Origin of the sequence: Gymnodinialimonas phycosphaerae, assembly GCF_019195455.1 — a bacterium.
Classification (GTDB): domain Bacteria; phylum Pseudomonadota; class Alphaproteobacteria; order Rhodobacterales; family Rhodobacteraceae; genus Gymnodinialimonas; species Gymnodinialimonas phycosphaerae.
The window spans coordinates 28,952-54,921 of sequence record NZ_JAIMBW010000001.1; the positions used below are offsets into that span (position 1 = coordinate 28,952).

Consider the following 25,970-nt stretch of genomic DNA (forward strand, 5'->3'; position numbering starts at 1 on the left):
GAAACGCGCTTCTCTTTCCATTCTTGCCTTGCTTCTCATGAGCAGTGTCGCAGCCGCCGACGGCGGGCATGCCCATGCCGACGACTGGGAGATCGGTCGCCCGGGCAATGCGGCCGATGTAACCCGGACGATCGAAGTCGACATGTTCGAGCCCGATAGTGGCGGCATGGCATTCTCGCCTGCCGAACTGACGATCGCGCGCGGCGAGACGGTGCGCTTTGTCGTCACCAACCGCGGGGTGCTCGACCACGAAATGGTCATCGATACGGTCGAGGCGAACATGGAGCACATGCAAGTCATGATGATGAACCCCGATATGAAGCATCACGATCCGAACGCCGTCTCGCTCGCTCCGGGTGAGACTGGTGAACTGATCTGGACATTCAGTCAGGCCGGAACGTTCCAGTTCGCCTGCCTGATCCCCGGCCACATGGAAGCGGGCATGCACGGACCGCTGAACGTCAACTGATCTGCGAGGAGTAAACAAATGAAGACCCTTAAGACCGCGGCGTTTGCCGCAGCCCTCGGCCTTATCGCTCTGCCTGCATCTGCAGAGGGCTTCGTGCGGGGCGTCGTGGAAGAAATCACCACCGATCCGCAAAGGCTCACCATCGCGCATGACGCGATTCCGAACCTCGAGATGGAGGCCATGACAATGGTGTTTCGTGTCGCCGATCCCGAGATGCTGGACGGCCTGAGCGTTGGACAGGCGATCGAGTTCGAGGCAGAGCGCGTCAATGGTCGTCTGACCGTTACTGCTTTGCGCGATCCATCGTAATCCCAATTGCACCGACGATATTGCGGGGCCGATCCGGCCCCGCATCCCGTCGAAAATTCATTTTGTCTGCTGAGAAGAGAGCCCTCGGCTAGCCGCCGAGATATCTTACCGTTTGTCTCAATTGGATATTTTCGCAAACCCATGGTTAGCTGCCAGTCGCGATTTCAGTAGATGAAAATTCGGACCAGCCTTCACATCAATTAAAACAATGACTTAGAGCCCGGAGAACGTTGGATTCCAGTCTCGTCCCCTCCGCCAATCGGCATCATTAGGTATCTGATTTTAAATGGTAGTTGTAATGACATAGTGGGCCTGCCCCCTTATGTGCCCCCTTCGCGTGTTGCGTTGGTCCCGGCAGGAGGGGGGTGCGCCACCTTGCTTGACGTTATGTCGCGTATCTTGTCTTGGTGTCTTGGTGTCTTGGTGTCTTGGTGTCTTGGTGTCTTGGTGTCTTGGTGTCTTGGTGTCTTGGTGTCTTGGTGTCTTGGTGTCTTGGTGTCTTGGTGTCTTGGTGTCTTGGTGTCTTGGTGTCTTGGTGTCTTGGTGTCTTGGTGTCTTGGTGTCTTGGTGTCTTGGTGTCTTGGTGTCTTGGTGTCTTGGTGTCTTGGTGTCTTGCTGTCTTGCTGTCTTGCTGTCTTGCTGTCTTGCTGTCTTGCTGCCCTACGCCCCGGACGTGGCCCGGACGTGGCCCGGACGTGACCACCGTAGTCTAGAAGGTGGGCGGGTTGAGGACTTGATAGGTGTTGGGCGTGGCGGCGACTTGGTAGGGGCTGCACGGAAGGGGTGCGGATTTGCTGGAGGCAAGAGTTAGTCCGGACACCCGGCCCACCCCCCGGCCTACCCCGCGCGGCGCGGGATTTTCCTTATCACCCTGTCACAGAAAATTCGGGTATTTCAGGGTTCTGACAAAACCGACAAACGACACGGCTAATGTCGCGGTGCGCCCCCTGCCGGGAAAGAGTAATGCCGCTGGGCCAACGGGGGGGCATTGTTGCAGAACGACGGCATGAGGCGTGACGGCCCTCTAGCCCATTGATGTCAGGCGACGCGGCCATCCCGGCAGCCTGTCGCAGCGGGAGCCTGAACAGCACCTTGATCGAAAGGCAAAACTGGATTGCCGCGTCCGAGAAGACCGGCGGACGACCTGGGCGTCCTTCATGCGGTGCAAGCCAAGTCATATCTTTGTCGCGTCAAACCAGCAGCGAGCCGCGCTTCCTGAGCGCGGCGTTGTAATCGGACCAGTTCGTGGTGCGGTAGCGGGCGGGAGGTGGCTTTGTCATGAAGCTCACTTAACCGACTGGATTCGTGTTGTGAGTCCTCATAAGTCAGAGTTTTGCAACAACGCCCTGTCAGTCCACCAATGTGAACGTATGTTCGTAGTGACCGGCATCGCGCCGTGTCGTCACCATTTGACCGCGTGCTCCAATGAATCGGCCCGTACCGCCAATTACAGCCCTGACATGCGGCGAATCTGGCGCCATTTCAGCTTGCCCATTAGGATATGCTGCCGTTCCAGCTATCACCAGTGTATCTGTATTACCAAAATTTACGACAATCTGCGCGATACGGTCCAGAAACAATTCATTTTCGCCGATTGGAATTGAAACTGTAATGATGACGCCATGCATCTCACCAGATGTGCCATCATCTGCAGTAAATTCCGCCTCAAATGCCATTACGTCACCATGCGACGAACCTTGTGCACCAATGTCCACATGCGTGATGGCTGGTAATTCCTGCAGAATGGAAAACGTCTGATCCGCTGAAGCGGGAATGGCAACCAAGCCTACCAACGCTAAAGCTGCAACGTGCGTGTAGAAATGGTTCATTGGTCAAGTCCTTTGTAAGCTACTGTGCCTGCTGACGTCAGAAAAAGCACTGGTACTCTAATCGCTGATATCATGTCATCACACAATGGGTATTTTTTTCTGTGCCACGCAACTTGGGTGTCTGAAAACTAGCGCAAGGCAGTTGTTTTATCAGACTGCAAGCCACTCTTTTGATTATACACTTCGATGCATTCGTATGACGATCGCGTTTTGAAAGGATGTAACACCAACAAGGCATTGTTGCAGAACGACGGCATGAGGCGTGACGGCCCTCTAGCCCATTGATGTCAGGCGACGCGGACGATCTCGGCAGCCTATCGAAGTGGGAGCCTGAACAGCACCTTGATCGAAAGGCAAAACTGGATTGCCGCGTCCGAGAAGACCGGCGGACGACCTGGGCGTCCTTCATGCGGTGCAAGCCAAGTCATATCTTTGTCGCGTCAAACCAGCAGCGAGCCGCGCTTCCTGAGCGCGGCGTTGTAATCGGACCAGTTCGTGGTGCGGTAGCGGGCGGGAGGTGGCTTTGTCATGAAGCTCACTTAACCGACTGGATTCGTGTTGTGATTCCTCATAAGTCAGAGTTTTGCAACAACGCCGGCTCGGGAGCGAAAACCAGAAGATGGCGGTTTCTGCTGATTAATCGATCTTCAAGACTAATTCTGTAATCAGCTGTTTGTTGGCGGCGATCCTGATGGCGGTGGTGTCGGGCCGACGGCTGGCAGGATCAGGCGGGAAGCAGATAGTCGCCGCGCATTGCATCGGGTTAGCGCGCAGTCTTCGACGCGCAACACCCTTGCCACGGGGCGTTGTCGCACGCCGACCGTCTTGGTGGAACGGTGGCAGTACTTGGACTGTGTGAGAAAGATTTTTTGCAAAACGCCGTTCGAATTCACCGCGCACGACCTCTTTCCTTTTCAGGGCCCGCGTTCTAGGAATGTTCTGCACTTATTTGCAAAGGATGAAGTATGAAAGTACTCGACGGCGTCTATGGGAGCTTTCTTTCCCTCCTATCGGTTGTTTCTCCCGTCCTTGCTGATGCTTACGACAACGACGTGGTTGTCGTAGATCAGGGATGGACGGATGCCGACCGCGCCTTTTTCTACTTCGCGCCACAGGGCTCTCCGATCCTGCCGCTGGACTATTTCATGTCGCTGGAGCAACCCGGTAGCGACGCGCCCTTTCTGGATCGCGACTATCTTCGCGCCATGGGGCTGATCTTCTGGGACGACCCCGATGCCAACCCCGAAGGCCTTCCCATCGGGCTGACCGTCGATACCGGGCGGCTTGGTTCAGAGCCGCAGCTTGGCATGAATTGCTCGGCCTGCCACGTGACCGAGGTTCGGGTAGGCTCGTCCGTTACGTTGCTGGATGGGGGCGTGTCGCATTTCGATTTCTGGACGTTCATGACCGATCTGGAAGCGGCGCTTACACAGACCGCGCAGGACGAGGATCGCCTGGCGCGCTTCGTTGATCGGTTGACCGAGCGCGAGCACCTTGTGACAGAGCCGGATCAGGTGCTGGCGCGACTTCGCCAGATCATCGCGGACCGCGCACAGTGGCAAGCCCGTAACCATACCGAAATCATGCCGGGGCCGGGGCGCGTCGACGCCCTCAACGTGATCCTGAACCAGGTCACGGCGGGCATGCTGGAGCGTCCTGAGAACGCCCGTCGCCCCGATGCCCCCGTCAGCTATCCCGTCTTGTGGGATGCGCCTTATCTTGAATTCGTTCAATACAACGGCGTCGTGCCCAATGCCGGAGCGGGCGCTATCGCGCGCAATGTCGGCCAGGTGCTTGGTGTCTTCGGGCAGGTCGACCTTGGCCAGGGAATGCTACCACCAGGGTACAATTCCTCGGTGAACGTGACCCATCTGATGGCGTTGGAAGAACGGCTTCAGACGCTGACCTCTCCGGCATGGGAGGATTTCGTCGCAGCTGGCGTGCTGCCCGCGCTGGATGATGACCTCGTCACGGCGGGGGCGGCGATCTATCAGGCTGAATGCGCCAGCTGTCACGCCGTGATAGACCGGGAAAATCGGGGCGATTTGGCCTCCATCCCGATCCAGACCTTCGATCTGGAAACACTCGGCACCGATCCCTCCGCCGCCTTGAGCTTCGCCGAGCGCGAGGTCGTGACCGGCCCGATCGAGGGGCGTTCCGTCGGCATCATCGGTGGCCCGGAATTCTGTGACGTGTCCCACGGTAACGCCGTCCTGGCCCATGTCGTGGCCGGGGTCATGCTGAATCACATCGGCGATGATGGCAGCGCGATTGTCGAGGCGCGCGGGGACGCGCTTGGCAACAGCATCCACAGGCGGCTTGTCGGGCTGGGAAATTCGATCCGTTCCACGCTTGGGTTCGAGGTCGAAGATGATGTCACGCCCCCCGATTACAACACCATGATCGACGCGCTTGCCGCGCAGGGCTTGTCCGAGGATGAGATCGCCGCACGCCTCGCCGCAACCAGCAATGATGCCTCTGCGCTTTTCGATGTGCTTGTGCGCGATCATTTCGATTTCCATGGCTCGGAAGAGACGTGCCGGATCACGTTGCAAACTGCCCAATATCGGGCCCGACCGCTCAATGGCAGTTGGGCGACAGGCCCGTTCCTGCACAACGGATCGGTTCCGACGTTGGATGCCTTGTTGCGTCCCGCGGCAGAGCGTCCCACAAGCTTTGCCGTCAGCGATGCACGGTTCGACCCAGAGCATGTGGGCTTCGTCGAGGATGGCGACGGCACGGATTTTGTTTTGGATACGACGCTTCCGGGGAATGCGAATACCGGGCATGAATACGGGGTCGATCTGGGCGAGGAAGATCGCCGTGCCCTGCTTGAATATCTCAAGAGCCTCTGAACCGGTGAAGCGCGCGCCCCACCACGCGGTGCTTCTTTCGCTTGTCGCATGCGCTACCCTTGCCGCGTCGGCGGCAGTGGCGACCGATCACATCGATGGGGGCATGTCAGTCGATCAACCCGCCACCGATCTGACAGACCTCTATGCCTTTACCGCCGCCGAGGACGCGCAAAGGCTGGTGATCATCCTCAACACGGTGACCGCCGCGACCGATGGCGCGCGCCCCGCGTCTGATGCGACGTTCAACATCTTCATCGACAGTGTGGCACCCGATGAAGAAAGCGTGCGGTTTCAGCCAGTAGGCGATGCCCCGTTTCGGATCAGCTGCACGTGGCATGACACTGGGGCCCGATGCACGACGTCCTCCGGTCGCCAGATCGAGACGGCGTTTTCGGCAGTCAGCGATCCCGCGGAATTGAGAATTTTTGCCGGGCTGCGCTCTGACCCATTCGTGCTGAACGGCCGATGGGCTGTCGCCTTGCAAAGCGGGACAACGATCCCGGCTCCATATGAATCCAACATGATTTTTGGGCTGAACGTCTATGCCCTTGTACTTGAGATCGACATTGCAAGTGTGCTGCCGGATCTGCGCGACAGCGTGCTGGCCGTCGGCGCGGATGTCCACACTGGCGCGGGAGAGATTCAGGATCGCATCGGGCGGCCAGAGATCGCAAACATCGCGCTTCATATGCCCGGAAACGATGACATGAGGGACGGGCTGAACCGTGAACCCGCCCCCTACATGTCCGCGGCCTTCCGGGACCAGATCGCGGGGCTTCTGCGCGCGGATCTCGACCGATATGACGCCTACGATCCACAGCCGTATCAAACCGACAAGGATGCCCTTGCCGGCCTGCTTGCGGATGATTTTCTGACGATTGACCCAAGGCTACCCTGTTCCGGGGCGCGGTATTTCGACCTTGAAACCGCGCTGCTGTCCGGCACGTCGGCGACGCACTGCGGCGGACGGCCGCTGGATCAAGACGTCGTTGATGCGGTCTACGGCCTGCTCATCCACGGGACCACTGCCCAAGAGGTGCCCGACGGCGCGGATACCGCTACGCATCCACCGCTTGCCGCGTTCCCCTATCTCGCCCCGCCGAATACCGGGTGGCAGTCGGCCCTACGTGCACGTGCCGCAAGAGCCTTGGCCAACGTCTCCGCGCCCGGTCCGAAACGAATACAGACCGCCGTTTTTGGCGGCGTCTTCCTACTTGTTGTTCTGACGGTGATCATTGTCGGGTTGAGACGGCTGATCGCAAGGCGACGCTAGCGACCGGGCGGTTTGTCGGGCTGCAACTGGCAAGGTTGGGGGAATCGCTAATTGCGCCGCCGACACCGGCACTGGACCGGCACAGAACTGTGACAGGTCCCATCGGCGCGTCCTTCGTGGCTAATCCAGACAGGGTCATCAGAGGATGGCGCGCCCACGATCCAAGAAGACTGGAGGAACCGGGTCACATCGCCGGAAGCGCTTGTTTCTCCAGTCCCTCAAGCGTTATCCGATAGTGATCTTCTAGAAGTTTGCACGCCAGGTCGGCGTCTTGGTCCAGGACGGCATCCAGGATCGACTTGTGCTCTGCGGCGGCCCCTTCGCGCCGCAACCGACTGGGCGCGGTGTTCATCGACAGGTTCCGGTAGCGCACCGACTGATCCATGAGTTGCGAACAAAAGCCAAGCAGCAGAGACGACCCGCAATTATCCAGAAGAAGCATATGGAACGCTTTGTGCAGCCGCTCCCTTTTCTCGCTGGCCTTCGCGTCGACATCTTCCTTCATCAAGCGCTGGGTGCGCGCCAGGCGGTGGTAGCTGAGGACCAACGCCTCCTCCAGTGCTTCGTCCATGTTCTCAATCGATTGCCGCAGCGCAAGCGTTTCAAGCCAGATGCGCGTCTGGACCAGTTCGGTCATATCCGCCAACGAGATCGCCGCAACGCAGAACCCGCGATGGCTACGCCGCTCAACCAGCCCCTCGGAGGACAGCCGGTTGAGGGCCTCGCGGATGGGAACCGCGCCGATGTCATATCGCTTGGACACGGCATCGATCTGCAGCCGTTCGTCAGGGACCAGGATGCAATTCAGGATGTCGCGGCGGATCTTGTCATAGGCCCGTTCCGACAGATTCGGGGGCCCCGAAGTCTTGCTCATGCTACATCATTCCCCCGGGGCCGCTCGACTTGTTCCAAAATACGAAGCGACGCTGCAATCCCACGACGATGAAGTAAAGCGCTAACCCAAGGAGACTCAGGTACAGGATGAGCGAAAAGACACGGGGTGTGTCCAATGTGCTGGCCGATTGGCGGATCAAGGCCCCAAAACCTTGGCCGCCCCCCAAAAATTCGCCCGTGATGGCACCGGCCATAACGCCAACGGCCGCGATCTTCAGGCCGGTGAAGAAGTAGGGCAGGCCTGTGGGAATCTTCAACCGCATCAGGATCTGTACCCGCGTGGCGCCAACCGATTTGAAAAGCATCCGTTCATTCTCTGTCGCCGCGTATAGCCCGGCGGCGGTAGAGACGACGATGGGAAAGGTCGCAATGAAGGCCGCAAGCGCCACCTTGGAGGCAATATCGAACCCAAGCCACGCAATGAAGAGCGGGGCAAAGGCTACTTTGGGCATGGTATCGATGGCCACGAGATAGGGCATCACGGCGCGCTCGCCGAACTTGGTCTCGCCGACAAGGATGCCAAGCGAGGCACCGATCCCGATGGCGATCGCGAAGGCGTAGAAGACGGTCAGGGTCGTGGTCCAGAGCGCTTCGAGCATATAGCCGCCTGACGCGATGTTCTGTCCGACGAAGATCACGTCGCTCAGGGTCTCGGCCGGGGTCGGAAGGATAATCGCCGACACCCACCCCATGCGCGTGACAAGATCCCACAACCCCACAACGGCCACGAAAAGCAGGGTCATCGCCAGCCATCGCGGGATCCGGTCGATGAAGGCTTCGCGTTCGACCCAGACGGTGTCTTCAGCGGTCGACGGCAGGCCTGTGCTGGTCGCATCGGTCATTCGTTGGCCTCCTTTCCCAAGAGATCGCGGATATGCCCGACGATGTCGCCGAATTCCGGCGTGTTAACCATGTCGAGCGTTCTGGGGCGGGGCAGGTCGATGGTGATATCTTCGACCACGTGCCCGGGCCGCGCCTGCATCACGAGGATCCGGTCCGAGAGTAGGACCGCCTCTGCCAGCGAATGGGTCACGAGAAATGCCGTGGAGCCGCGTTCAAGGCATATGCGTTGCAATTCCATGTTCATGAAGTCGCGGGTCAATTCATCGAGCGCGGAAAAGGGCTCGTCGAGCAGGAGCATGGCGGGATCGGAGATCAGCATCCGACAGATGGAGGCGCGTTGCGCCATCCCGCCAGAGAGTTCTCCGGGATAGACATGCGCAAAATCGCCAAGCCCCACCAGTTCCAGCAGGTCCATTGCCTTGTCCTTGGCGCGCCTTGCCGTCGCGCGCCCTTCGCGCAGCTCGATCGGCATCAGGACGTTTTCAAGGGTGGTCTTCCATGGCAGCAATGTGGCTTGCTGGAACATCATCCCGATGTCCGGCCGAGGCCCGACAACGGGCGTTCCCTCAAGGACCACACGCCCGGTTGTGGGGGGCATGAGACCTGCCATGATCTTGAGAAGTGTCGATTTTCCGCACCCGGACGAGCCAATAACGGATACGAACTCGCCTTTGTGAATGGTCAGGTGAACGTCGCGCAGCGCCACCAGTGCGTTGCGGGCATAGGTCTTTGAAAGGCGCTCGATCTCGTAGACAGTCCTCGCCACGGGCAAGGACTGTCGAGCGTCGTTTGGGTGAGCTTGAACCATTGCCCTTATGCGTTCCAGCCCGCCACGAACTCGTTCGTGTAGACCGAATCAAGGTCCGCCAAGGGCTCGGAAAGCGCGCCAGAACTGACGGCCGAGTCATGGATCGCCTGCCAGTGTTCGGCCGGCTGATATCCAAACCCCTGATCCATGTAGGCCGCCGTCGGTGTCATCCTGTTGACGACGCCATCAAACAGCGAAGAGGCATAGTCCTGCTCACCCTCTTGGGGGTTGCCCGCAGCACAATGGGCAAGGCAGGTCTCCTTGTTTGCAGGGTCGATGGCAAAACGCATGCCACGCACCAAGGCCCGGCCAAAGGACGGTGCGAGGTCAGGCATTTCGGCCATCGTGCTTTCCAGCATGGCAATTCCGTTGCCGAAGAAGCCCAGATACGCCTCGGGCGTGATTTCCGTGAGCTCGATCCCACGAGAGGCAAGAATGGCCGCGTCGGACACCGCCCCCGCATAGGAACTGACTTCATCGCGCAGGAACGCGACGGCTGCCGTGCCGCCATCCCCAACCGGCAGGTATTCGAAGTCCTCTCCTGCCGTCATACCAAGATCGGACATGATTGCCGTCGTGAACGAGACTTCAGCGCCGTCAGCGGTGCCGACACCGATGACCGACCCCGCGAGTTGATCCGGGCTGGTGATGCCACTGTCAGACTTTACAAGTAGACCGAAGACGGATTTCGGATAGAGGTTATAGAGGAACATGACATCAATCCCGCGCGAGCGCGCGCCAAGCGTGGGTCCCGGTCCGGGCGCGCCGATCTGGGCCTGCCCCGCAGCCATTGCCTGCAATACGGCGGACGACCCGTCAATCGCTTGTAGTGTCGGGTCGAATCCCTCTTCGCCGAAATAGCCTTCGCCGACGGCCACCCAATACGGCAGCCATGTCAGCGCCGAGGGGTTCGGTACGGCAAATGTGATCGCGGTTTGGGCACGCAGGATAGCAGGGGTGCCAAGCGTTGCAACGGCCGCGCCTCCCATCGTCAGGGCGCCGAACTGTCGGCGGGACATCTTGGTACGAATAGTCATTTGAGTAACCTCCCAGTTGTCAATCGGGCGCTCTCCGCTCGCTCAAGACGGAACTGTGCCCATGCGCAAATGCTATATGGTTTGAGCATCAATGCAAGATAATATATGAAATAGGCATGAGGTCGATATAATGTATTGCTTGAGGAATACTTCTCCTAGAATATATGAAGCCATCGATTGACGAACGTCGCCGCAACGTCAGCAAACAGCTCATTGAAGGACTGCCCCCATGGTTGAATTCACCGTCACACCGCCCGCGCCTGCGTATCTGGATGTCGTGGGCACGGACGAAAAGTTTCCGGTGCGTCGGATCTACTGCATCGGCAAGAATTACATCGCCCACGTCCGGGAGATGCAGCAGGATGAGCGTGACCCGCCCGTCATTTTCATGAAGCCCAAGGATGCGCTGGTCCGCAACGGAGGTGAAATCCCGTACCCCGTGTTCACCAACAACTTCCACTACGAGTGTGAACTGGTCGTGGCGCTGAAATCGGGTGGCTACAACATCTCGGAAGCGGATGCGTCCTCGCATATCTACGGCTACGCGGTCGGTCTTGATATGACCCGGCGCGATCATCAGGTGTCGGTGATGGAAAAGGGCATGCCTTGGGAAATCACCAAGGCGTTCGACCATTCCGCCCCCGTGGGGCCGATTACCCCGGTAAGCAAGATAGGCGTCATGACCAGCGGTCATGTGAAGCTGAAGGTCAACGGAGAAACCAAGCAGGATGCGGATATCTCGCTGCTGATCTGGAAGATCGACGAAATCATCGCAAAGCTGTCCGAGCAGCACAAGCTGATGCCGGGTGACATTATCATGACTGGTACGCCAGCCGGTGTTGGTCCCGTGGTGACGGGTGATGTGCTGGATTGCTCGGTCGATGGGCTGGAGCCGATGCAGGTGCGCATTGGCGAAATGGCCACGTGAACGCCGGTCTTCGTCTGGCGCGCGCGGGGACGGCAACGATCGGCGAGGCTGCCCCTGAAGCACGTCTTGTCGACGCCCCGATCCGCCCGATTGATTCAGGGTTGCGGGTTGGTGGCCCCGCGAGGACGGTCCGCTGTCTACCGGGTGACAACCTGGCGCTCCACCGTGCCATAGCGGCGGCGGAAGCGGGCGAGGTGCTTGTCATTGACTATGGCGGCAGCATTGAGAGCGGTCCGTTTGGTGAGGTGATGTCAATCGCTTGCCAGGTGCGCGGTATAGCGGGTGTGATCATCGACGGCGCGGTGCGCGACAGCACCGAGATCGTGGCCCTTGGACTGCCGGTCTTTGCCCGTGGATTGAATATCCGGGGCACGAAGAAAGTTGATGCTGTTACGCTTGACGCGCCGTTGAAGATCGGTGGCGCGCTGGTGTCACCCGGAGATATCGTTGTGGCCGATGCGGACGCGGTGATCATCGTACCAGCGGGCGCGGTCGAAATTACCCTTCGGGCAGTCGATGCACGGATCCGAAAGGAAGCCGGGATGATAGAACGCATTCGGGCGGGAGAAACCACCTTGCATTTGCTTGGCTTGGACAAGGAGATAACGGCATGACAACGACAATCGCGATTGTGGGCACCGGGCGGATGGGCACTGCCTTCGCCAAGCGTCTGATCGAACAGGGCCAGTCGGTGGTCGTTTGGAACCGGACCCCTGCGCGAGCGGATGCCGCCGTGGCAGCAGGCGCCAGGCGCGCCGCTGATCTGACGGATCTGGTGTCGGCTGATATCATCCTGATATCGCTTACCAATGCCGAAGCGGTGCAGGCTGTCGTCTCTGGGCTGAGCAAGGCCGGTATTACCGGAAAGCTGGTGATCGACCTGTCAACGCTGCTACCCGACGAAAGCCGGGAGGTCGGTGCACGTGTCGCGGATGCCGGCGCCGAGTTCGTGGATTGCCCGGTCGGGGGCACGGTGGGCCCGGCCCTAAAGGGGATGTTGCTGGGGATGGCAGGCGGCACAGACGCCGCCGTCGCCCGCGCCCGCCCGGTGCTGGAACAGTTGTGCAAACGCGTCGAACACATGGGGCTGGTCGGCACGGGGGCGAGCATGAAACTTGCGGTGAACCTGCCCTTGGCGCTCTATTGGAAGACCCTGGCCGAAGCGCTCGCGGTTCTGAAAGGCTCTGGCATCGATGCCGAGACTGCAATTTCCGTTATCTCCGACAGTTCGGCTGGCCCGGCCGTTCTCAAGAACCGGGCGCAAGTGGTGATTGATACCCTCAACGGGACGGATCAACCCGGCACCTTCGACATCGCCGGGCTTGCCAAGGACCTTGATCTGGCCCTGCGTCAGGCTGCACTGGTCGGTGCGGACTTGCCGCTCTCGCAGGCGGCGCGAAAAAGCTACGCCGAAGCGCTTGACCGCGACCTTGGCGGCTTTGACGGCGCAACCCTGACACGTCTACTGTCCGCAGATTGAGTTGGAGCTGTTTGCCGATCCCTGGACCCTGATCGGTCTCATCGCCGCCCTTGCTTTTGCGGGGATGGCGATAGGATTTCTGGCCGGCCTTTTCGGGGTTGGGGGCGGGGCCATTTCGGTCCCGATCTTCTTCGATATCTTCGGCGGTTTGGGCTATGATCCCGAGGTCGCAATGCCGTTGGCTGTGGGCACTTCGCTTGCGGTGATCGTGCCAACCTCGATCAGCTCTGCCCGAGGGCACTATGCAAAGGGCGCACTTGATGCCGAGATCCTTCGGATGTGGGCGGTCCCGATCCTTCTGGGCGTGGTCATTGGCGCCATCGTTGCACGATTTGCATCGCCGGTCGTGTTCCAGGCGGTCTTCGCCATCGTCGCGTCGATTGTCGCCTTGAAGTTGCTGACCGGGGGCACGGGTTGGCAGTTGGGCGATAGCTTGCCGGGCCTTTTCGCGATGCGCCTTGCGGGCGGGGTTATCGGCCTTGTCTCTGCCATCATGGGCATCGGCGGCGGGGCGATCTCGAACCTTTTTATGACGCTCTTTGGAACACCGATTCACCGCGCGATCGCGACTTCGGCGGGCGTTGGCGTGTTGATCTCGGTCCCTGGCGCGATCGGCTACGTCTTTGCCGGGCTGGGGCAGCTGGGGTTGCCGCCGGGCTCTCTTGGATTCGTCTCGCTCGTGGCGTTCGCACTGACGATCCCCACGAGTTTGGTGACGACACGGTTCGGCGTGGCGCTGGCCCATGGCCTTTCAGGTCGCACGCTTCAATTCGCATTCGGATGCTTCCTGATCCTGGTCGTCCTTCGGTTCTTGTGGGCGATTGTTTCGGGTTAGGGGCCGGGTTCACGAATACGCGACGGTTGTGCTGAACGGATTCCTTCAATCGGCTGGGTCAGCACGATGGGCCGGGACCGTTTGCGCGCGCCCCAGTCGTGGCGGTTCTGCACGATCTCGGCGGTAGTGGCCTCGAAAATCGTCGTGTTGATGACCGTAAACGCCGAGGCGGGACTCGCGCCTGCGGGACCAAGCGACAGGACAAACCGCGGCCCTCCGGATCTGCTGAATGTGGTCGTGCCCGTGACCTCTTCATGTGCGTCCAACCATTCCGTCAGCCGCAAGGTGGTGGCTTAAGTCACGGCGATCTCCGTGTCGCGGGGCAGATCGACTTGGGCCATGATCTGCGCAGGTTCCGACAGGGGGAGATCTGGCTGGCCACGCGCGGCATCTGTGATGCATAGGCCACGACGGTTCCAAGCACGACCACGATGACCCCAAGGGCGCATGGAAAGTCCCGTGCACGACCTGCGCGTAGCCCTTGGCCAGCCTGTCGAAAAGGCCGCGCCGGGTTTTCCTGGCCGTGGGCGTGGGAATGATCCAAACCGCCAGGCGCGGCAGCAGGTAGAAGGCTGACAGAAAGCTGCCTGTCAGCATCAACATCACGACGATCCCAAGTGAGTAGCGATATTGCCCCCCGAGCCCGTCAGGCAGGAACAACGGCAAGAAGGCCGAGACGGTGATGATCGACGCGATCAGAAGCGGTATCGTGTACTGTTTGCCCGCGACCAGGGGCGCGTCCGTTCGTTCCTCGCCCGCGCGGATGCGGCGTCCCAGGTCCTCCACGATGGCCACGCCGTTATCGACAAGAAGCCCGAGGCTGATGTTGATTGCAGCGATTGAAACCTCCGGCAATTCCACCCCTACCGGCCCCATCAATACGAATGAGAAGCTTACCACGAAGGGCATGATGGAGGCGATCACCAGCGCCTCGCGCTCGCACATGAACAAAAGCATGACCGCAACCACAACAGCAAAGATTTGTGCCATGTTGGTCAATGCGGTGTTGACGTTTGCGCTGGCGAATTCCGGTTGGAACGTGCTGAAATGGGCCTCAATGCCGATGGGCTGATCGGTGATGAAACCATCGACGGCATCCTGTAGGACCGGGCCAAGTCGCTTGATGTCGTGATCATCCTGCATCTGTATGCCAAGAACGATGGCCAAGGCGACATTCAGGAATCTTGTCGCCAAGGCAGATCAGCCCAAGGACCGGGACTTCGATCAGTAGGTTCTCATGCTCCGCCACACTCTACAGATCGCCCGATGTTTCATGCGACACGCGGATGTCGCCTGTCACGACGTACCGGGCGGCATCGTGACGTTCTGCCCCTCATCAAGAAAGGGCACGCCGAGGGTCACGACACGCTCGCCCGCGTCAAGTCCGTCCCGGACAATCAGGGGGTCTTTCTTTACTGCGCTCAGCGCAACGGATCGGAAATGGATGTAGCTTCTGTCGTCCTTAAGCGGGCGAGAACACCATGATCTCTGCGCTGGGTGCACTGGGTGTCGAAAGCTCCGCAGACCGGTGTGTCGCCAAGCCCCTGCACCTCCACGCCGTTGACGATGCCGTCAAAAGGCGCGCGCAGGGATGTGTCGGCTAGGCTTTCCTCGACCAAGTCTAGGCTTCGGTTGTGCCGTTGCATCCGCGCGCGGAAAGGTAATTTTAACGGGCTGTCTCCTCTGGCGCGTTGGCGAGAGGCGCCTGTGCCTTGGCGAAGATGCAGGCCAAGTTCGCGATCGTCTTTTTTCAATCGTCGCCAGCATCTGGCCCGCCTCCACAATCTGGCCGATTTGCAGCGAGACCGGCCCCAGCCTGCAAGGCCAGCGGCGTGATCTGTGGCGGCTTCAGAACGGCGCGTCACTGTCGGGTCAGCGTGAACCGCAACCTCCGTTCTGACACTGCAAACAGTTTCGTCGGCGGGGCCCAGTTTGATCGCGGCATTGCCGGACAATCCACGCAACTTCTTGTCGGTAGTTGCAATGGCATTCGTGCCACAGATGGTGTCCGCCGAAGTGATCGCCGTTCTCGGGAAATTCATCGCACCGGGCGGGGCGGATCCCGCAGAAGCAGAGAAGCTATGGCAGGCTGGTCCTGAGCGGATTCAACCAATGCTTGAGACATGGCTGAAGCAACAGCACGACGCCGGGAGGTTGCACTTTGATAATCCGGAAACCATGGCACAACTGCTGCCGAAAATCTTTCATGGAAGCCTCCAAGTGGAGCTTTTCATGGGCCGTTGTACCCACGTGAGTGAGGATGAAGTCCAAGATCAGATCGCCGCGGCGGTCAATCTTTTCCTGGCGGGGTCCCTTCCTCGGCAAGCGAAAAGTGGGTCGTCTATTTGCCCGATACGTTATGTTGAAGATGGCAGATGCGACTTGGTCTTTGGGAGATGCAGAATTGAGCCAGCGATCCCGGTGCACGTCGATTTGTGGGAAGAAACGATTTATTAAGTTACGTGCGCGAAAAGTGGGTGAAGAGGGGCGTATGTTGCGGAATTATCATAGCTTTCACTATGAGAATATCGAAAAGCCGGTCCCTTGTAGGGGTGCGCAGATCATTGATTAACAAAAGCCAAAAACAACAACTGGCTTCTTCGCAATTTGTTCCTTGTGAACGAAGCGTTTGCTACGCCATGCTGACGCTGCGGAAGTCTGTCCACTCCGTGCCATAACAAGAGGAGATATGCCTATGGAAGAACAACCCATTAATCGCCGCGACATGTTTGTCGGGGGCACCACCGCCGCCATCGGCCTTGCCGCCATGGCGTCCCCGGCGTTGGCGAACAACACGTCAGATCCGGCGACTGCGATCGACGACTCGCTTTCCGAAGACGCGGCTGCACTGCTGACCGATGCCGCACGGGCGCTGACCGAAGGCGACGCTGTGCGTTTGAACGCGTCGTTGCGTGATCCCGACTCGCCACTGCCCGAACATCTGCAAAACCTGACCCACGCAGATATCCAATCGCTGCACCTTGCGTTCCAGACAACGCATGAAAACACCTTCGAACTCGGCTCGCTGGCGCCGTCGCTGGTGGCCACGGCCCACGCTGGGGATGCCTGCTGCTGCTGTACGCCGGCCTCGTGCTGCTGCGCGGCTGCGCAATCGGTCGATAGCCGGTCCCGCCGCATCGCCTGAACCGCAAACAGAACCGCGCGTCTTGCTTTGGCGCGCGGTTCACCCTCCTTCGCAAAGGCCCCTTCCCACATGAAATTGATCGCGACCCCTGTCCTTGTGCTGTTCGACGATACCGGCGGCGCAACCTTGAAGAGGGGCACGACCCTCGTCCGGCTCAACGCCCCCTTCCAGGCGAAGGCCTGCATCGACATACTGCAAGCGTTCAAGGCGCCGGGCCTGGACCCGGAGACGTTCCTTGCCAAGCTCGACCCTGCCGCCGCAGAGGCGGTCTCAGGTCTGATCGAGCAGATGAAAATGGCCCGGTTCCTGGTCCCGGATACAGTCGACCTCGACGATCCCGAAACGGTCTTCTGGATGGACTACGGCCAATCGCGCACCGCGATCGAGGACGGCGCCACGCGCCTTCACCTGACGATGGTGGGCCGCAATCACCTGACCGAGCGGGTGGCCAAAGCATTGACGGCGGCGGGCCTGACCATCGACCAATGGATCGATGACCCGAAGCTGCGCGGCCCCGCGATCCAGACGCTGGCACCTGCGCCCTGGCGTGAGATCTCGGGCCTGGACGTGCCCGACGCCGAGGACGGCACGCTGAGTCTGCTCGTCGCCGCAACAGATATCGGCGCAGAGACCCATCTGCGCCCCTGGAACGAGTTCTGCGTCGACAACCGACTGAATTTCCTGCCGATCTCGCTTAAAGACAACAGAATCGCCATGGGCCCCTACGTGCGCCCGTTCGAGAATGCCTGCCTGGAATGTACGCGGGGGCGTATCAACGCCAACGTCATGACGCTGGACCGTGACGATGAAGAATACCGGCCCGAGGTGCCCCACGCGTTCGGCTGGCACCCGATGCTGTTGGATACTGCCGCGTCCCTGGCGACCGCAGAAATTCTGCGCCAAGCCGTCGGCGCGCTTCCGGCGATGCGTCCGGATCATATCGTCGCTGACCCGATTGGCACCGGCACGGTGACCCGCCATGGCGTACTGCGTCTGCCAAGGTGCCCGGTGTGCAGCCCAATCAAGCGCCACTCCGCCCCGATGGTCGTCGATTCCGAGGACCGCAACGCCGCCTTGATCAATGAATACCGATGACAAAAGCATTTAATCCCGGGCTGAAGTTCCCGGCGAAATGGACCAACGGCGAATTGATCAACCCTGTTTCGGGCATCCTGAACGGGGTCTGGGAACAGCCGCGGCTGGCTGGATATGCGGACCTGTTCCAATATGCCGCGATGGCCTGCGATACCGCAGCCTTCGGCGGCCCGGACAATTTTCGCCACGTGGGTGGTGCGTCGCTGGACCGCGATGGTGCCTGGATCAAGGCGGTGGGGGAGGGGATCGAACGCTATTGCGCCGCGATCTACGAACCGACGGATTACCCCATGTGCACTCGCGCCGAGGCGCCCTTCGACACCGTCGACCTGTCGCTTTTGTCGCTGTACCCCGAGGAGATCACCGCCTCCGACGACTTTCCCTTCGATGCGGTGGATGACGCAGCCCTGATCCGCTGGTGCCCGGCCCAAACGCTCGATGGAGAGGAGACGCATGTGCCCTGCGCAGGCGTCTTCGTGCCATGGTACTACGAACTGGCCACGGGCGAGACGCCACTGTTTCAGCCGATTTCCACCGGGCTGGCCTGCCATAGCTCGCAGGCGGCAGCGCGACTAGGCGGATTGATGGAGGTGGTGGAGCGCGACGCCTTTACATCCCTTTGGCAGACCCGCACCCCCCTGACGGAGATCGCGACGGATGCCTTGCCGCCCGACAGCACGGAGATCCTGCGCCGGATCACCGCCACCGGGGCCAGCGTGCGCATCGGTTTCGTGCCGACAGATCACGGTATTCCCGTATGCATCGCCGCCCAATCCATCGACAGCGGGCGAATGCCGGCGTTCTCTCTTGCCGCCTCGGCCGGGGCGGATCCCGCCGACGCCGTACGCAAGGCGCTGGAAGAGCTGGTCCATACCTTCCGCTGGATGGCGCGGCTGAATTTCAGCCGCCGGGATTTCACGCCCGACGCCGAATTCTCGAACGTGGTGGACCAGGAAACGCACCTGCTGTTGTGGTGCGACATCGCCAACCGTCACCGGACGAAGTTCCTCTGGTCCGGCGACAAGGTGGCCTATGATACGATCACGGGCATCAATGGCGACACCCCAGAGGCACAGTTGCTTGACGCCGACGCGCGCGTAAGGGCAACCGGCTACACGCCGCTATTCGTCGACCTGACGACGCCTGATGTGGCGGAATTCGGGTTCCATGTCACGCGTGCGTTGGTGCCGGGCTATAACCCGCTGTTCATGGGCCACAACCTGCGCAGCCGGACGAACCCGCGCCTTCTGAAGCGTCTGGCCGAGCGGCAGGAGGCACAGCCCGATGCGACCCTCAACGATTATCCGCACCCCTTCCCATGAGCAGAGATATGGACACCGACCAAATTACCATCGCGCACGAGCTGTTGGGGGGCGAAGGAGAGATCTGGGAGCTTTTCAACATGAACTCCAAGATCACCAGTTCGGACCTCTATGCGCCCTCCACCGTGATCGCCGAGACGATGCGGCAGATGCCGCTGTCGTTCCGGGCGGAATCGCAATCCGTCATCCCCTTGCCGGCGCCCGATGCGCTGAAAAGCCCGAAACGGGACTTGGCCGAGGCGATGCTGGAGCGCAGCACGCCGCAAAACCTTGTGGCCCCCGCGCTGACACTGACCGAACTTGCGACGCTGCTTTACAGTTGCGCGGGCCAGAACCGCAGCGCGGAAGAGGCGCAGGCCGATCGTCCGTTTCGCGTGGTTCCGTCGGGCGGGGCCCTGTATCCGTTGGAGGTCTATGTCCATTGCAAGGACGTCACGGGGCTGGACGCGGGCATTTACCATTATGACCCGCTGGAGCATGGACTGCGCTTGCATGTGCCGGGCGATCAGACCGAGCGGCTTTCGAAGATCGTGGTGCAGCCGGATCTGCCGGTCGACACCTCGGTTCAGGTGATGTTCACGATGATCCCGGCGCGGCTGGTTCTGAAATATGGCAATCGCGGCTATCGCTTTGCGCTTATGGAAGCCGGGCACGCTGCGCAGAACGCGATCATCGCCAGCCGGGGGATGGGCTATGACGCGCTGCCGGTAGGCGGGTACCGCGATGAAGAACTGGAAAGGTTGCTGGGGATCGACGGCGTGAACCATGTCGCCGCCTATATGACGTTTGTCGGCAAAGATCAGGATGCATGACACCCAAGGATGTGCGGGCGGCCCTGAGGTCGTTGAGATCTGGTCGGAAGATCAGTTGCGCGATGCTCTTGCGCGGTGCGCGGCACAGAGCCTGATCGTCGACCTGACGCGGCGAGGGCTTGCGCCCTTTGCAGCCGCCCATCAGGTGACTGCGCAGATCGGCGAAACCATCGAAGGCCTGCTGTCGGATCTGCCTCCCGTTCTGCTGCCCAACGCTGAAGGGGTTGCGGCTGAGCACATCGGCTCTTGGATCGATTTCGAGCTTTTCGGCGATCCCGCGCGTATCCTTGCAGACCGGGTCGCCTTGCGGGTGACAAAGCACAACCCTGACCGCATTCTGATCCTGATGCCCCACACGGCAGAGGATCTGACCCGCGCCGATTGCCTTCTGCTGGCGCGCCTAGCAGCGATGCTGCCTGCGCGAATAAGCCTTGGGTTCTCATGCGGCGCATATGTGCTGCCTGACGATCTGGGCGTAGAGGTGATCGCCACGATGCCTCGCACCATGGCAGGCGCAGCGCGGTTCCCGCCGGGGTCCATGAGCGTTCAGATGCAGAGCAAACTGGCGCTACTGGGCAGCGGCATTCCGCAGGGCGTGGCGGCCCCGAATGGCCAGATTTACCTGCCGCCCAACGTTCGGTTCGAAGGCGGTGATTTCAAGCCGGACGCGGTCGCGCCTTATGCGGCGCAATGGGGGTGGAGCGGGTTGCCGTTCCTGATCGATAGCGCCGACGCGGGTACACTGGCGCGGTTTGCCTGGCGCGCGCTGGCGGCACGTGACGCGGATCTGGCGATCCATCTGGCGCGGCTTGCGGTCGAGCGGCCCGGGGACAAGGCCTTCGCGACGTCGGCGCTGGCCACGATCCTGATCATTGCACAATCCTTCGCAGAACTGGCGCGGATCGGTGGAGAGGACAGTAACCTGAACCGCGCCTGGGGAGAGACCCTGGCGGGCAGCGCGCAAGGGGCGGCCTCGACGTTTCAAGCGGCGGCGGATGCCGACGACACCAGCGCGATGGGCCTTTACTTGCGCAACATCTCAGCGCTGGCCGACTTCCGCGTTGGCAAGCCAGAGGTCGCGCTTGCCAAACAACTGTCGATCCGCGCCGCGTTGGAGGCGGATCCGAACCCCTCCAGACATCTGATTTTCATCAATAACCTTAACATGGGGCGGCTGGCGCGGGCCGAAGGCGACAGTTCCCGTGCAGCGGAGTTAATTGCCGCAGCCTTCGCCGCCCGCGGTGAGCAGGTCAGCGAGCATGATGCGCTTTATCGAGAAGTCCTATTGGCCGATGTCGCGGAAACGGATGATCTGGCGGCACGACACTGGGCCGCTGCCGCTGAAGTGTTCGCTGCTCAAACCCACCCCGGCGCCATTTCGATGCGCGCGTTTCGCAAGCTCGTCTCGCGTCCGCCGCGTCCGTTCGAAATGCGGGAAATTGCGGTCGCAGAGGCGTTGCGCGCCCATGCGCCGATCGCGGAAGGGGCATAGATGCGACGCAAATTGATAAATGGGTGGCTTTTGCTCTCGGCTCTGTGGATCATCTATGGCGCCTACTACGCGCTCAGCTACTGGTGGAATTGGGGCGATTTCATTTCCGAGGAAAACAGGGTTTCCGTCTGGACGATCACCATTGTGGAGATCCTGGCGGCACCTGTTGTGGGCGGTGTGGTCCTTTTCGCGTGCTTCGGCGTCGTCAACGGCGTGCGGTACGTAGCAAAGGGCCAGTTCCGTAGCCGTTAGGTCCGGGGCCCGGCTTGCGATTGGTCCTCTTCGATCACGACTATGGATTCGTAGATTTCGGCCAGCGCCTTGATTACATGCCATATCCCGATGAGGGCGACGCCATGGTATGGTTGAAGCCCGTCGTGTTCCTCCCAGGCGCGGAAGTCCTCCACCATTTCGGTCGAGGCGCTGACGATGATCAATACGCCGACCAGCAGGTGTAAATAGCGATTGTGGAGAATCTGTTTGATGACCGCGTGCATGGTTCTTTCTCTCGGACAAAAACCCAGCCCGAAGTGGACCATCGGCGAGGGTCGTTTAGGTTCCGATATCGTGACGTCCTTGTCCAAGGATATCAAGGTGATGGGATAGGAAAGAAGGGACATGTTTAAAGACTGTACCGCATCTTTGGAAACATCCGCGATAGGGCCACCAGCCGAGGCGTCGCAGCATGGGCGAACTTCTTTCAGCAACAAAACCAAGGTGTTGAAGAAGAACCTCCGAACGGCAAAGCACGGGAATCGGGGGTATCAATGATCGATGTTGGGGGGCTGGAATTCGCGGCAGACGCCGGGTATCGCCGCGCAAATGGCTGAACCGGCGCAAACATGAAACGGTGATGATTGATCTTGAAAGGAGGCAGCCTTACGAACCGGTCAGCGCTTCGGTCAGTTTGCCATCGGAAATGATCAATGCGTCGTCGAGATGGGCGGTCGCCCCGCGCATACACAGGCCAAGATGCGCGCGGCTGCGATTTGCGCCCCCAAAGGCGACATCATCGTTGCTGCCGAGTTGAACCTGAAAGGCGCCCGCGAAGCTTTCGATATCCGCGCCACCGCCCCCGGAGTTGGGCGTCTGATTGATCGGTTGCGTCCAGATCGCGCGTGGGTCCACGCCCCAGGCGATGTGTCCTGCGGCCCATGCGCCGTCGTCCCCGGCTGCTGCCAGCGCTTCTCGAATCAGGAAGGCGTCAAGGCCGCCTTGGATGGACACGACGCGGCCCGCCTCGAAGATCAGACGCACGGGGGCCTCGATGAACCGGGCCAGGTGAAAGACGCAATCGCCCACGTCCAGCACCAGAATGCCTTCGGTCGTGCCCTCGTTTTGGGCGGTTTGCACGGCCCCAAGACCCCAGAAATCCAAATGACCGGCGGTATCGGCGACCCCATGATTGGCCAGCCCCCGCCGCCCGTTCAGATCCATGGTCAGGTCGGTTCCTGCGGCCGATGTCAGGTGCAGCCTTGAGGCCGCGTCCAGCAAGCGGGCCCCCGCGAGGGCCGAGCCGCGCACGCCCGCGTCATGGCGCAGGCGGTCCAGCACATGGGGGGGCTCCATGCAGCAAAGGACCCGCGCGCCGCGTGCAAGGGCGGCGGCGATCTCGGGGCGATAGTGCAGGGTGTGGGCGGTCATGTAGACGATGAGGTCAGCGACCTCGCACAGGGCGGCAAGGGCGCGGGCGTCGGGCGGCTTGTTCCAGCCGAATGTCACCTGCACGGCCTTTGCCTCCAACGCTTCGGCCGCGCCCATGCAGGCTGCGGCATAGGCGGGCATCCAGGCGGTATCGGTGACACAGACGCAGAGCTCGCCGGGTTGAAGCGCACAGGCATTCAGTTGATGGCGGAACAGCGCGGCCAGATCGGTGGCAAAGCCGGGGCCATCGTAGTTGCGCGCATAGGCCATGGGGCAATCTCCGACGGGATGACAACATTGCGCTGGCATCGTACGGGTGGGAAAGTAGATTGTCGACATCGCAGGGGCAGCACGAAAGGGGTGGCGTGATGAAGGTATCGAATATGAACTGGCGCGATGTGGAGGCCGCGGTCGCGCGCGATCCGCGTTGCATTCTGCCCATCGGCTCGACCGAGCAGCACGCGCAATTGTCGCTTTGCGTGGACAGTATTCTGGCCGAGCGTGTGGCGGCCGAGGCGGCGGACCCTTTGGGTGTTCCCGTCTTCCCGGTGATGCCCTACGGCTTGGCGCCCTATTTCACCGCCTATCCCGGCACGATTTCCCTGCGGGTCGAGACGCTTCTGGCGGTGGTGCGCGATGTCGTGGGATCGCTTGCGCAGTCCGGGTTCCGGCGCGTGCTGATCGTGAACGGGCACGGCGGGAACAACCCAGTTGGTGCGCTGGCGCAAGAACTAATGGCAGAGCACGACGGGCTATCGGTGAAATTTCACAACTGGTGGAATGCGCCGCAGACTTGGGCCAAGGCGCAGGAAACGGACGTCACCGCCTCCCACGCGAACTGGATGGAGAATTTCCCCTGGACGCGGCTGGCCCATGCCGCTGCGCCCGCAGGCGACAAGCCGATGGTCGATATGGACCTGATGAAGGCCTCGTCCCCCGCGCAAGTGCGCGCGTTGCTGGAGGATGGGTCCTTTGGCGGGCGCTGGCAGCGCCCCGACAGCGAAATGCAGGCGATCTGGGATACTGGCGTGGCGGAAACCCGCGCGGTGCTGGAGGGGCCGTGGCCGGATTTGAGCCATGGATGAGCCGGTCCTGATCTGGGGCGCGGGGGCCATCGGTGGCCTTCTGGGGGCCTATTGGGCACGGGCGGGTGTGCCGGTCTTAATGGTGGATATAGTGGCAGAGCATGCGGCGGCCTGCGCGGGCACGGGATTGTGCGTCGAAGGCCCGGTGGACACGTTCCGACAAGTGGTGCCCTGCGTCACGCCGGATCAGGTCTTGGGTACATTCCAGCGCATTGTGCTGGCGGTGAAGGCCCACGGGACCGAGGCCGCCATGGCGCAGCTTCTGCCGCATTTGGCCGAGGACGGCTATGTCCTGTCGGCGCAGAACGGGTTGAACGAACATGTCATCGCGCGCGCGGCCGGGGCAGGGCGCACAATGGGGGCCTTCGTCAATTTCGGTGCGGATTGGCTGGGGCCAGGGCGCATCCTGTTCGGCAATCGCGGCGCGGTCGTGGTGGGGGAGATTGACGGCACTGTCCGCCCTCGCACGCAGGACATGTTCGAGCTGCTGCAAGTGTTCGAGCCCGCCGCCGTGCTGACTGAGGACATTTGGGCTTACCTCTGGGGCAAGCTGGGGTATGGCGCGATGCTGTTCGCCACGGCCCTGACGCCTGACAGCATGAGTGCAAATTTCGCCGATCCTTCGCGGGGGCCCGCGCTGATCGGTCTGGGGCGCGAAGTGATGCGGGTCGCGCAGGCGGAAGGGGTCACGCCCAAGGCGTTCAACGGGTTCGAGCCCGCCGCCTTCATGCCCCGCGCGACGGAGGCGGAGGCGCGCCGAAGCATCGCCGATCTCGCCGCGTTCAATGCGACGACTGCCAAGTCCCATTCCGGTATTTACCGCGACCTGGCCGTGCGCAAGCGGCGGACCGAGGTCGACGCGCAGGTGGGCGCGGTGGTGGAGATCGCAGCGCGGCACGGGATCGCGGTGCCACTTCTGACGCGGCTGGTCGCGTTGATCCATGACATAGAGGACGACCGCAGAGAGATGTCGGAGGCGACATTTCACGCCCTGACAGAGGGGTGGACATGACCGCGCGGCTGGCCCTTGTGACTGGCGTAGTAGGCGGTATCGGGGCCGCCATTGCGCAACGCCTGCACGATGAGGGCGCGCAGGTTGTGGTCAGCGACCTGCCCGGCGCGGGGTTCGAGGACGCGGCGCGGCGGTTGGGTCTTCCCGCCCTTGGGGCCGACTTGGGTGATCCGACAGAAGTCAAGCAGATGATCGCCCGGATCGCCGTCGACCACGGGGCGGTAGATATCCTCGTCAACGCGGCGGGCGGTGTGCGCGGTCAGGTCGGCACGCCGTTGGAGGACGTGGACCCTGCCGCATGGCGAAGCCTGTTTGCGATCAACGTGGATGCGACGCTGTACTTGTCGCAGGCCCTTGTGCCAGCCATGAAGGCGGCGGAGTGGGGGCGGATTGTCACTATCAGTTCCGGCGCCGGCCTGCGCCCCAGCCTGACGGGTATTCACGCCTATACTGCCGCCAAACACGCGCTGGTTGGACTGACCAAACAGCTGAGCCAGGAGTTGGCACGGCACGGGATCTGCGTGAATTCCATTGCACCGGGATTCATCCTCTCCAACCCCGCAACGCACGCCCAATGGGACGCCCTCGGCCCTGACAAGCAGGCAGCGCTGGTGGAACGGATCCACACCCGGCGCCTGGGTACGCCCGAAGATATCGCTGCCGCCGCCGCTTTTTTGACCTCGGATCAAGCGAGTTGGATCTCGGGCCAAATCCTGAGCGTGGATGGCGGGATCAGCTGACGCGCGTCCCGTGATGCCAAGGAAAATGGGCGCCGGATCCGAAGATCCGACGCCCATCCTTCA

28 protein-coding genes and 2 pseudogenes are annotated in these 25,970 nt (G+C 61.1%); 18 read left to right on the forward strand and 12 right to left on the reverse strand.

The features are described 5' to 3' along the window. The first annotated feature begins 37 nt into the window (after positions 1 to 37). Both KUL25_RS00175 and KUL25_RS00180 read left to right on the forward strand, forming a co-directional pair. Positions 38 to 469 carry a cupredoxin domain-containing protein gene (locus KUL25_RS00175; protein ID WP_257891064.1) on the forward strand — a complete coding sequence of 144 codons (432 nt, stop codon included), beginning with the start codon at positions 38 to 40 and terminating at the stop codon, positions 467 to 469. Between the two features lie 18 nt (positions 470 to 487). Then, positions 488 to 778 carry a copper-binding protein gene (locus tag KUL25_RS00180; RefSeq protein ID WP_257891065.1) on the forward strand — a complete coding sequence of 97 codons (291 nt, stop codon included), beginning with the start codon at positions 488 to 490 and terminating at the stop codon, positions 776 to 778. Positions 779 to 1,749: 971 nt separating this feature from the next. Here the strand turns inward: KUL25_RS00180 and KUL25_RS00185 are convergent. The 3 genes and pseudogenes from KUL25_RS00185 to KUL25_RS00195 form a co-directional block, all read right to left on the reverse strand. Further along, a pseudogene (locus KUL25_RS00185) lies at positions 1,750 to 2,058 on the reverse strand (transposase); the annotation flags it as partial. 69 nt (positions 2,059 to 2,127) lie between these two features. Then, a complete protein-coding gene (locus tag KUL25_RS00190; protein WP_257891066.1) occupies positions 2,128 to 2,607 on the reverse strand; it encodes a hypothetical protein in 480 nt (159 codons plus the stop codon). A gap of 317 nt (positions 2,608 to 2,924) precedes the next feature. Beyond that, positions 2,925 to 3,137 (reverse strand): annotated as a pseudogene (locus KUL25_RS00195) (transposase); the annotation flags it as partial. A gap of 435 nt (positions 3,138 to 3,572) precedes the next feature. Here KUL25_RS00195 and KUL25_RS00200 point away from each other — a divergent pair. Together KUL25_RS00200 and KUL25_RS00205 are read left to right on the forward strand one after the other, a co-directional pair. Further along, the gene (locus tag KUL25_RS00200; protein ID WP_257891067.1) at positions 3,573 to 5,462 is read left to right on the forward strand and encodes a di-heme-cytochrome C peroxidase; all 1,890 of its coding nucleotides are present in this window, start codon (positions 3,573 to 3,575) and stop codon (positions 5,460 to 5,462) included. A gap of 76 nt (positions 5,463 to 5,538) precedes the next feature. Further along, positions 5,539 to 6,735, forward strand: a complete 1,197-nt coding sequence (locus tag KUL25_RS00205; protein WP_257891068.1) for a DUF4331 family protein — start codon at positions 5,539 to 5,541, stop codon at positions 6,733 to 6,735. 184 nt (positions 6,736 to 6,919) lie between these two features. On the opposite strand, the gene KUL25_RS00210 is transcribed toward KUL25_RS00205, so the two are convergent. Genes KUL25_RS00210 through KUL25_RS00225 form a run of 4 tightly spaced genes read right to left on the reverse strand, consistent with a single transcriptional unit; the run spans position 6,920 to position 10,317 of the window. Next, a complete protein-coding gene (locus KUL25_RS00210; RefSeq protein WP_257891069.1) occupies positions 6,920 to 7,609 on the reverse strand; it encodes a GntR family transcriptional regulator in 690 nt (229 codons plus the stop codon). Between the two features lies 1 nt (position 7,610). After that, on the reverse strand, positions 7,611 to 8,471 hold the full coding sequence (locus tag KUL25_RS00215) for an ABC transporter permease (RefSeq protein ID WP_257891070.1): 861 nt from the start codon (positions 8,469 to 8,471) through the stop codon (positions 7,611 to 7,613). Beyond that, a complete protein-coding gene (locus KUL25_RS00220; RefSeq protein WP_257891071.1) occupies positions 8,468 to 9,280 on the reverse strand; it encodes an ABC transporter ATP-binding protein in 813 nt (270 codons plus the stop codon). The genes KUL25_RS00215 and KUL25_RS00220 overlap by 4 nt, the downstream gene beginning before the upstream one ends. A gap of 5 nt (positions 9,281 to 9,285) precedes the next feature. Continuing rightward, the gene (locus KUL25_RS00225) at positions 9,286 to 10,317 is read right to left on the reverse strand and encodes an ABC transporter substrate-binding protein (RefSeq protein WP_257891072.1); all 1,032 of its coding nucleotides are present in this window, start codon (positions 10,315 to 10,317) and stop codon (positions 9,286 to 9,288) included. A 229-nt stretch (positions 10,318 to 10,546) separates the two neighbouring features. Between KUL25_RS00225 and KUL25_RS00230 the strand changes: the two genes are divergently transcribed. Genes KUL25_RS00230 through KUL25_RS00245 form a run of 4 tightly spaced genes read left to right on the forward strand, consistent with a single transcriptional unit; the run spans position 10,547 to position 13,560 of the window. Then, a complete protein-coding gene (locus KUL25_RS00230; RefSeq protein ID WP_257891073.1) occupies positions 10,547 to 11,245 on the forward strand; it encodes a fumarylacetoacetate hydrolase family protein in 699 nt (232 codons plus the stop codon). Beyond that, a complete protein-coding gene (locus KUL25_RS00235) occupies positions 11,242 to 11,859 on the forward strand; it encodes an RraA family protein (protein ID WP_257891074.1) in 618 nt (205 codons plus the stop codon). The genes KUL25_RS00230 and KUL25_RS00235 overlap by 4 nt, the downstream gene beginning before the upstream one ends. Further along, positions 11,856 to 12,725: an NAD(P)-dependent oxidoreductase gene (locus KUL25_RS00240; RefSeq protein ID WP_257891075.1), complete on the forward strand. Its 870-nt coding sequence runs from the start codon at positions 11,856 to 11,858 to the stop codon at positions 12,723 to 12,725. Before KUL25_RS00235 ends, KUL25_RS00240 begins: the two co-directional genes overlap by 4 nt. Before the next feature lies 1 nt (position 12,726). Then, positions 12,727 to 13,560, forward strand: a complete 834-nt coding sequence (locus KUL25_RS00245; protein ID WP_257891076.1) for a sulfite exporter TauE/SafE family protein — start codon at positions 12,727 to 12,729, stop codon at positions 13,558 to 13,560. Here KUL25_RS00245 and KUL25_RS00250 read toward each other — a convergent pair. The 3 genes from KUL25_RS00250 to KUL25_RS00260 form a co-directional block, all read right to left on the reverse strand. Further along, positions 13,557 to 13,826: a hypothetical protein gene (locus KUL25_RS00250; RefSeq protein WP_257891077.1), complete on the reverse strand. Its 270-nt coding sequence runs from the start codon at positions 13,824 to 13,826 to the stop codon at positions 13,557 to 13,559. The two genes, KUL25_RS00245 and KUL25_RS00250, sit on opposite strands and share 4 nt — an antisense overlap. Then, positions 13,813 to 14,754, reverse strand: a complete 942-nt coding sequence (locus KUL25_RS00255; RefSeq protein ID WP_257891078.1) for an efflux RND transporter permease subunit — start codon at positions 14,752 to 14,754, stop codon at positions 13,813 to 13,815. Before KUL25_RS00255 ends, KUL25_RS00250 begins: the two co-directional genes overlap by 14 nt. A gap of 227 nt (positions 14,755 to 14,981) precedes the next feature. After that, positions 14,982 to 15,314, reverse strand: a complete 333-nt coding sequence (locus KUL25_RS00260) for a hypothetical protein (protein ID WP_257891079.1) — start codon at positions 15,312 to 15,314, stop codon at positions 14,982 to 14,984. 178 nt (positions 15,315 to 15,492) lie between these two features. On the opposite strand from KUL25_RS00260, the gene KUL25_RS00265 reads away from it, so the two are divergent. From KUL25_RS00265 to KUL25_RS00295, 7 genes are all read left to right on the forward strand, one after another. After that, positions 15,493 to 16,017 (forward strand): TetR/AcrR family transcriptional regulator C-terminal domain-containing protein, encoded by a 525-nt coding sequence (locus KUL25_RS00265; RefSeq protein WP_257891080.1) that lies wholly within the window; start codon positions 15,493 to 15,495, stop codon positions 16,015 to 16,017. A gap of 238 nt (positions 16,018 to 16,255) precedes the next feature. Continuing rightward, on the forward strand, positions 16,256 to 16,705 hold the full coding sequence (locus tag KUL25_RS00270) for a hypothetical protein (RefSeq protein WP_068356320.1): 450 nt from the start codon (positions 16,256 to 16,258) through the stop codon (positions 16,703 to 16,705). A 69-nt stretch (positions 16,706 to 16,774) separates the two neighbouring features. Continuing rightward, positions 16,775 to 17,800 (forward strand): TOMM precursor leader peptide-binding protein, encoded by a 1,026-nt coding sequence (locus KUL25_RS00275; RefSeq protein ID WP_257891081.1) that lies wholly within the window; start codon positions 16,775 to 16,777, stop codon positions 17,798 to 17,800. Continuing rightward, positions 17,797 to 19,122, forward strand: a complete 1,326-nt coding sequence (locus KUL25_RS00280; protein WP_257891082.1) for a YcaO-like family protein — start codon at positions 17,797 to 17,799, stop codon at positions 19,120 to 19,122. Before KUL25_RS00275 ends, KUL25_RS00280 begins: the two co-directional genes overlap by 4 nt. 8 nt (positions 19,123 to 19,130) lie before the next feature. Next, on the forward strand, positions 19,131 to 19,934 hold the full coding sequence (locus KUL25_RS00285; RefSeq protein ID WP_257891083.1) for a SagB/ThcOx family dehydrogenase: 804 nt from the start codon (positions 19,131 to 19,133) through the stop codon (positions 19,932 to 19,934). Continuing rightward, positions 19,927 to 21,426, forward strand: a complete 1,500-nt coding sequence (locus KUL25_RS00290; RefSeq protein WP_257891084.1) for a hypothetical protein — start codon at positions 19,927 to 19,929, stop codon at positions 21,424 to 21,426. Before KUL25_RS00285 ends, KUL25_RS00290 begins: the two co-directional genes overlap by 8 nt. After that, positions 21,427 to 21,678, forward strand: a complete 252-nt coding sequence (locus KUL25_RS00295; RefSeq protein ID WP_257891085.1) for a hypothetical protein — start codon at positions 21,427 to 21,429, stop codon at positions 21,676 to 21,678. It begins immediately after the preceding gene. Here the strand turns inward: KUL25_RS00295 and KUL25_RS00300 are convergent. After that, on the reverse strand, positions 21,675 to 22,136 hold the full coding sequence (locus KUL25_RS00300) for a hypothetical protein (protein ID WP_257891086.1): 462 nt from the start codon (positions 22,134 to 22,136) through the stop codon (positions 21,675 to 21,677). The genes KUL25_RS00295 and KUL25_RS00300 overlap by 4 nt on opposite strands. 169 nt (positions 22,137 to 22,305) lie before the next feature. Further along, positions 22,306 to 23,340 carry a 2,5-dihydroxypyridine 5,6-dioxygenase NicX family protein gene (locus KUL25_RS00305; RefSeq protein WP_257891087.1) on the reverse strand — a complete coding sequence of 345 codons (1,035 nt, stop codon included), beginning with the start codon at positions 23,338 to 23,340 and terminating at the stop codon, positions 22,306 to 22,308. Positions 23,341 to 23,438: 98 nt separating this feature from the next. On the opposite strand from KUL25_RS00305, the gene KUL25_RS00310 reads away from it, so the two are divergent. From KUL25_RS00310 to KUL25_RS00320, 3 genes are read left to right on the forward strand one after another with little or no spacing between them, the layout of a single operon-like run. Beyond that, positions 23,439 to 24,155 (forward strand): creatininase family protein, encoded by a 717-nt coding sequence (locus KUL25_RS00310; protein ID WP_257891088.1) that lies wholly within the window; start codon positions 23,439 to 23,441, stop codon positions 24,153 to 24,155. Next, entirely contained in the window at positions 24,148 to 25,167 is a 1,020-nt protein-coding gene (locus KUL25_RS00315; protein WP_257891089.1) for a ketopantoate reductase family protein, read from the forward strand. The genes KUL25_RS00310 and KUL25_RS00315 overlap by 8 nt, the downstream gene beginning before the upstream one ends. Beyond that, positions 25,164 to 25,907: an SDR family NAD(P)-dependent oxidoreductase gene (locus tag KUL25_RS00320; RefSeq protein ID WP_257891090.1), complete on the forward strand. Its 744-nt coding sequence runs from the start codon at positions 25,164 to 25,166 to the stop codon at positions 25,905 to 25,907. Before KUL25_RS00315 ends, KUL25_RS00320 begins: the two co-directional genes overlap by 4 nt. Positions 25,908 to 25,970 lie beyond the last annotated feature (63 nt).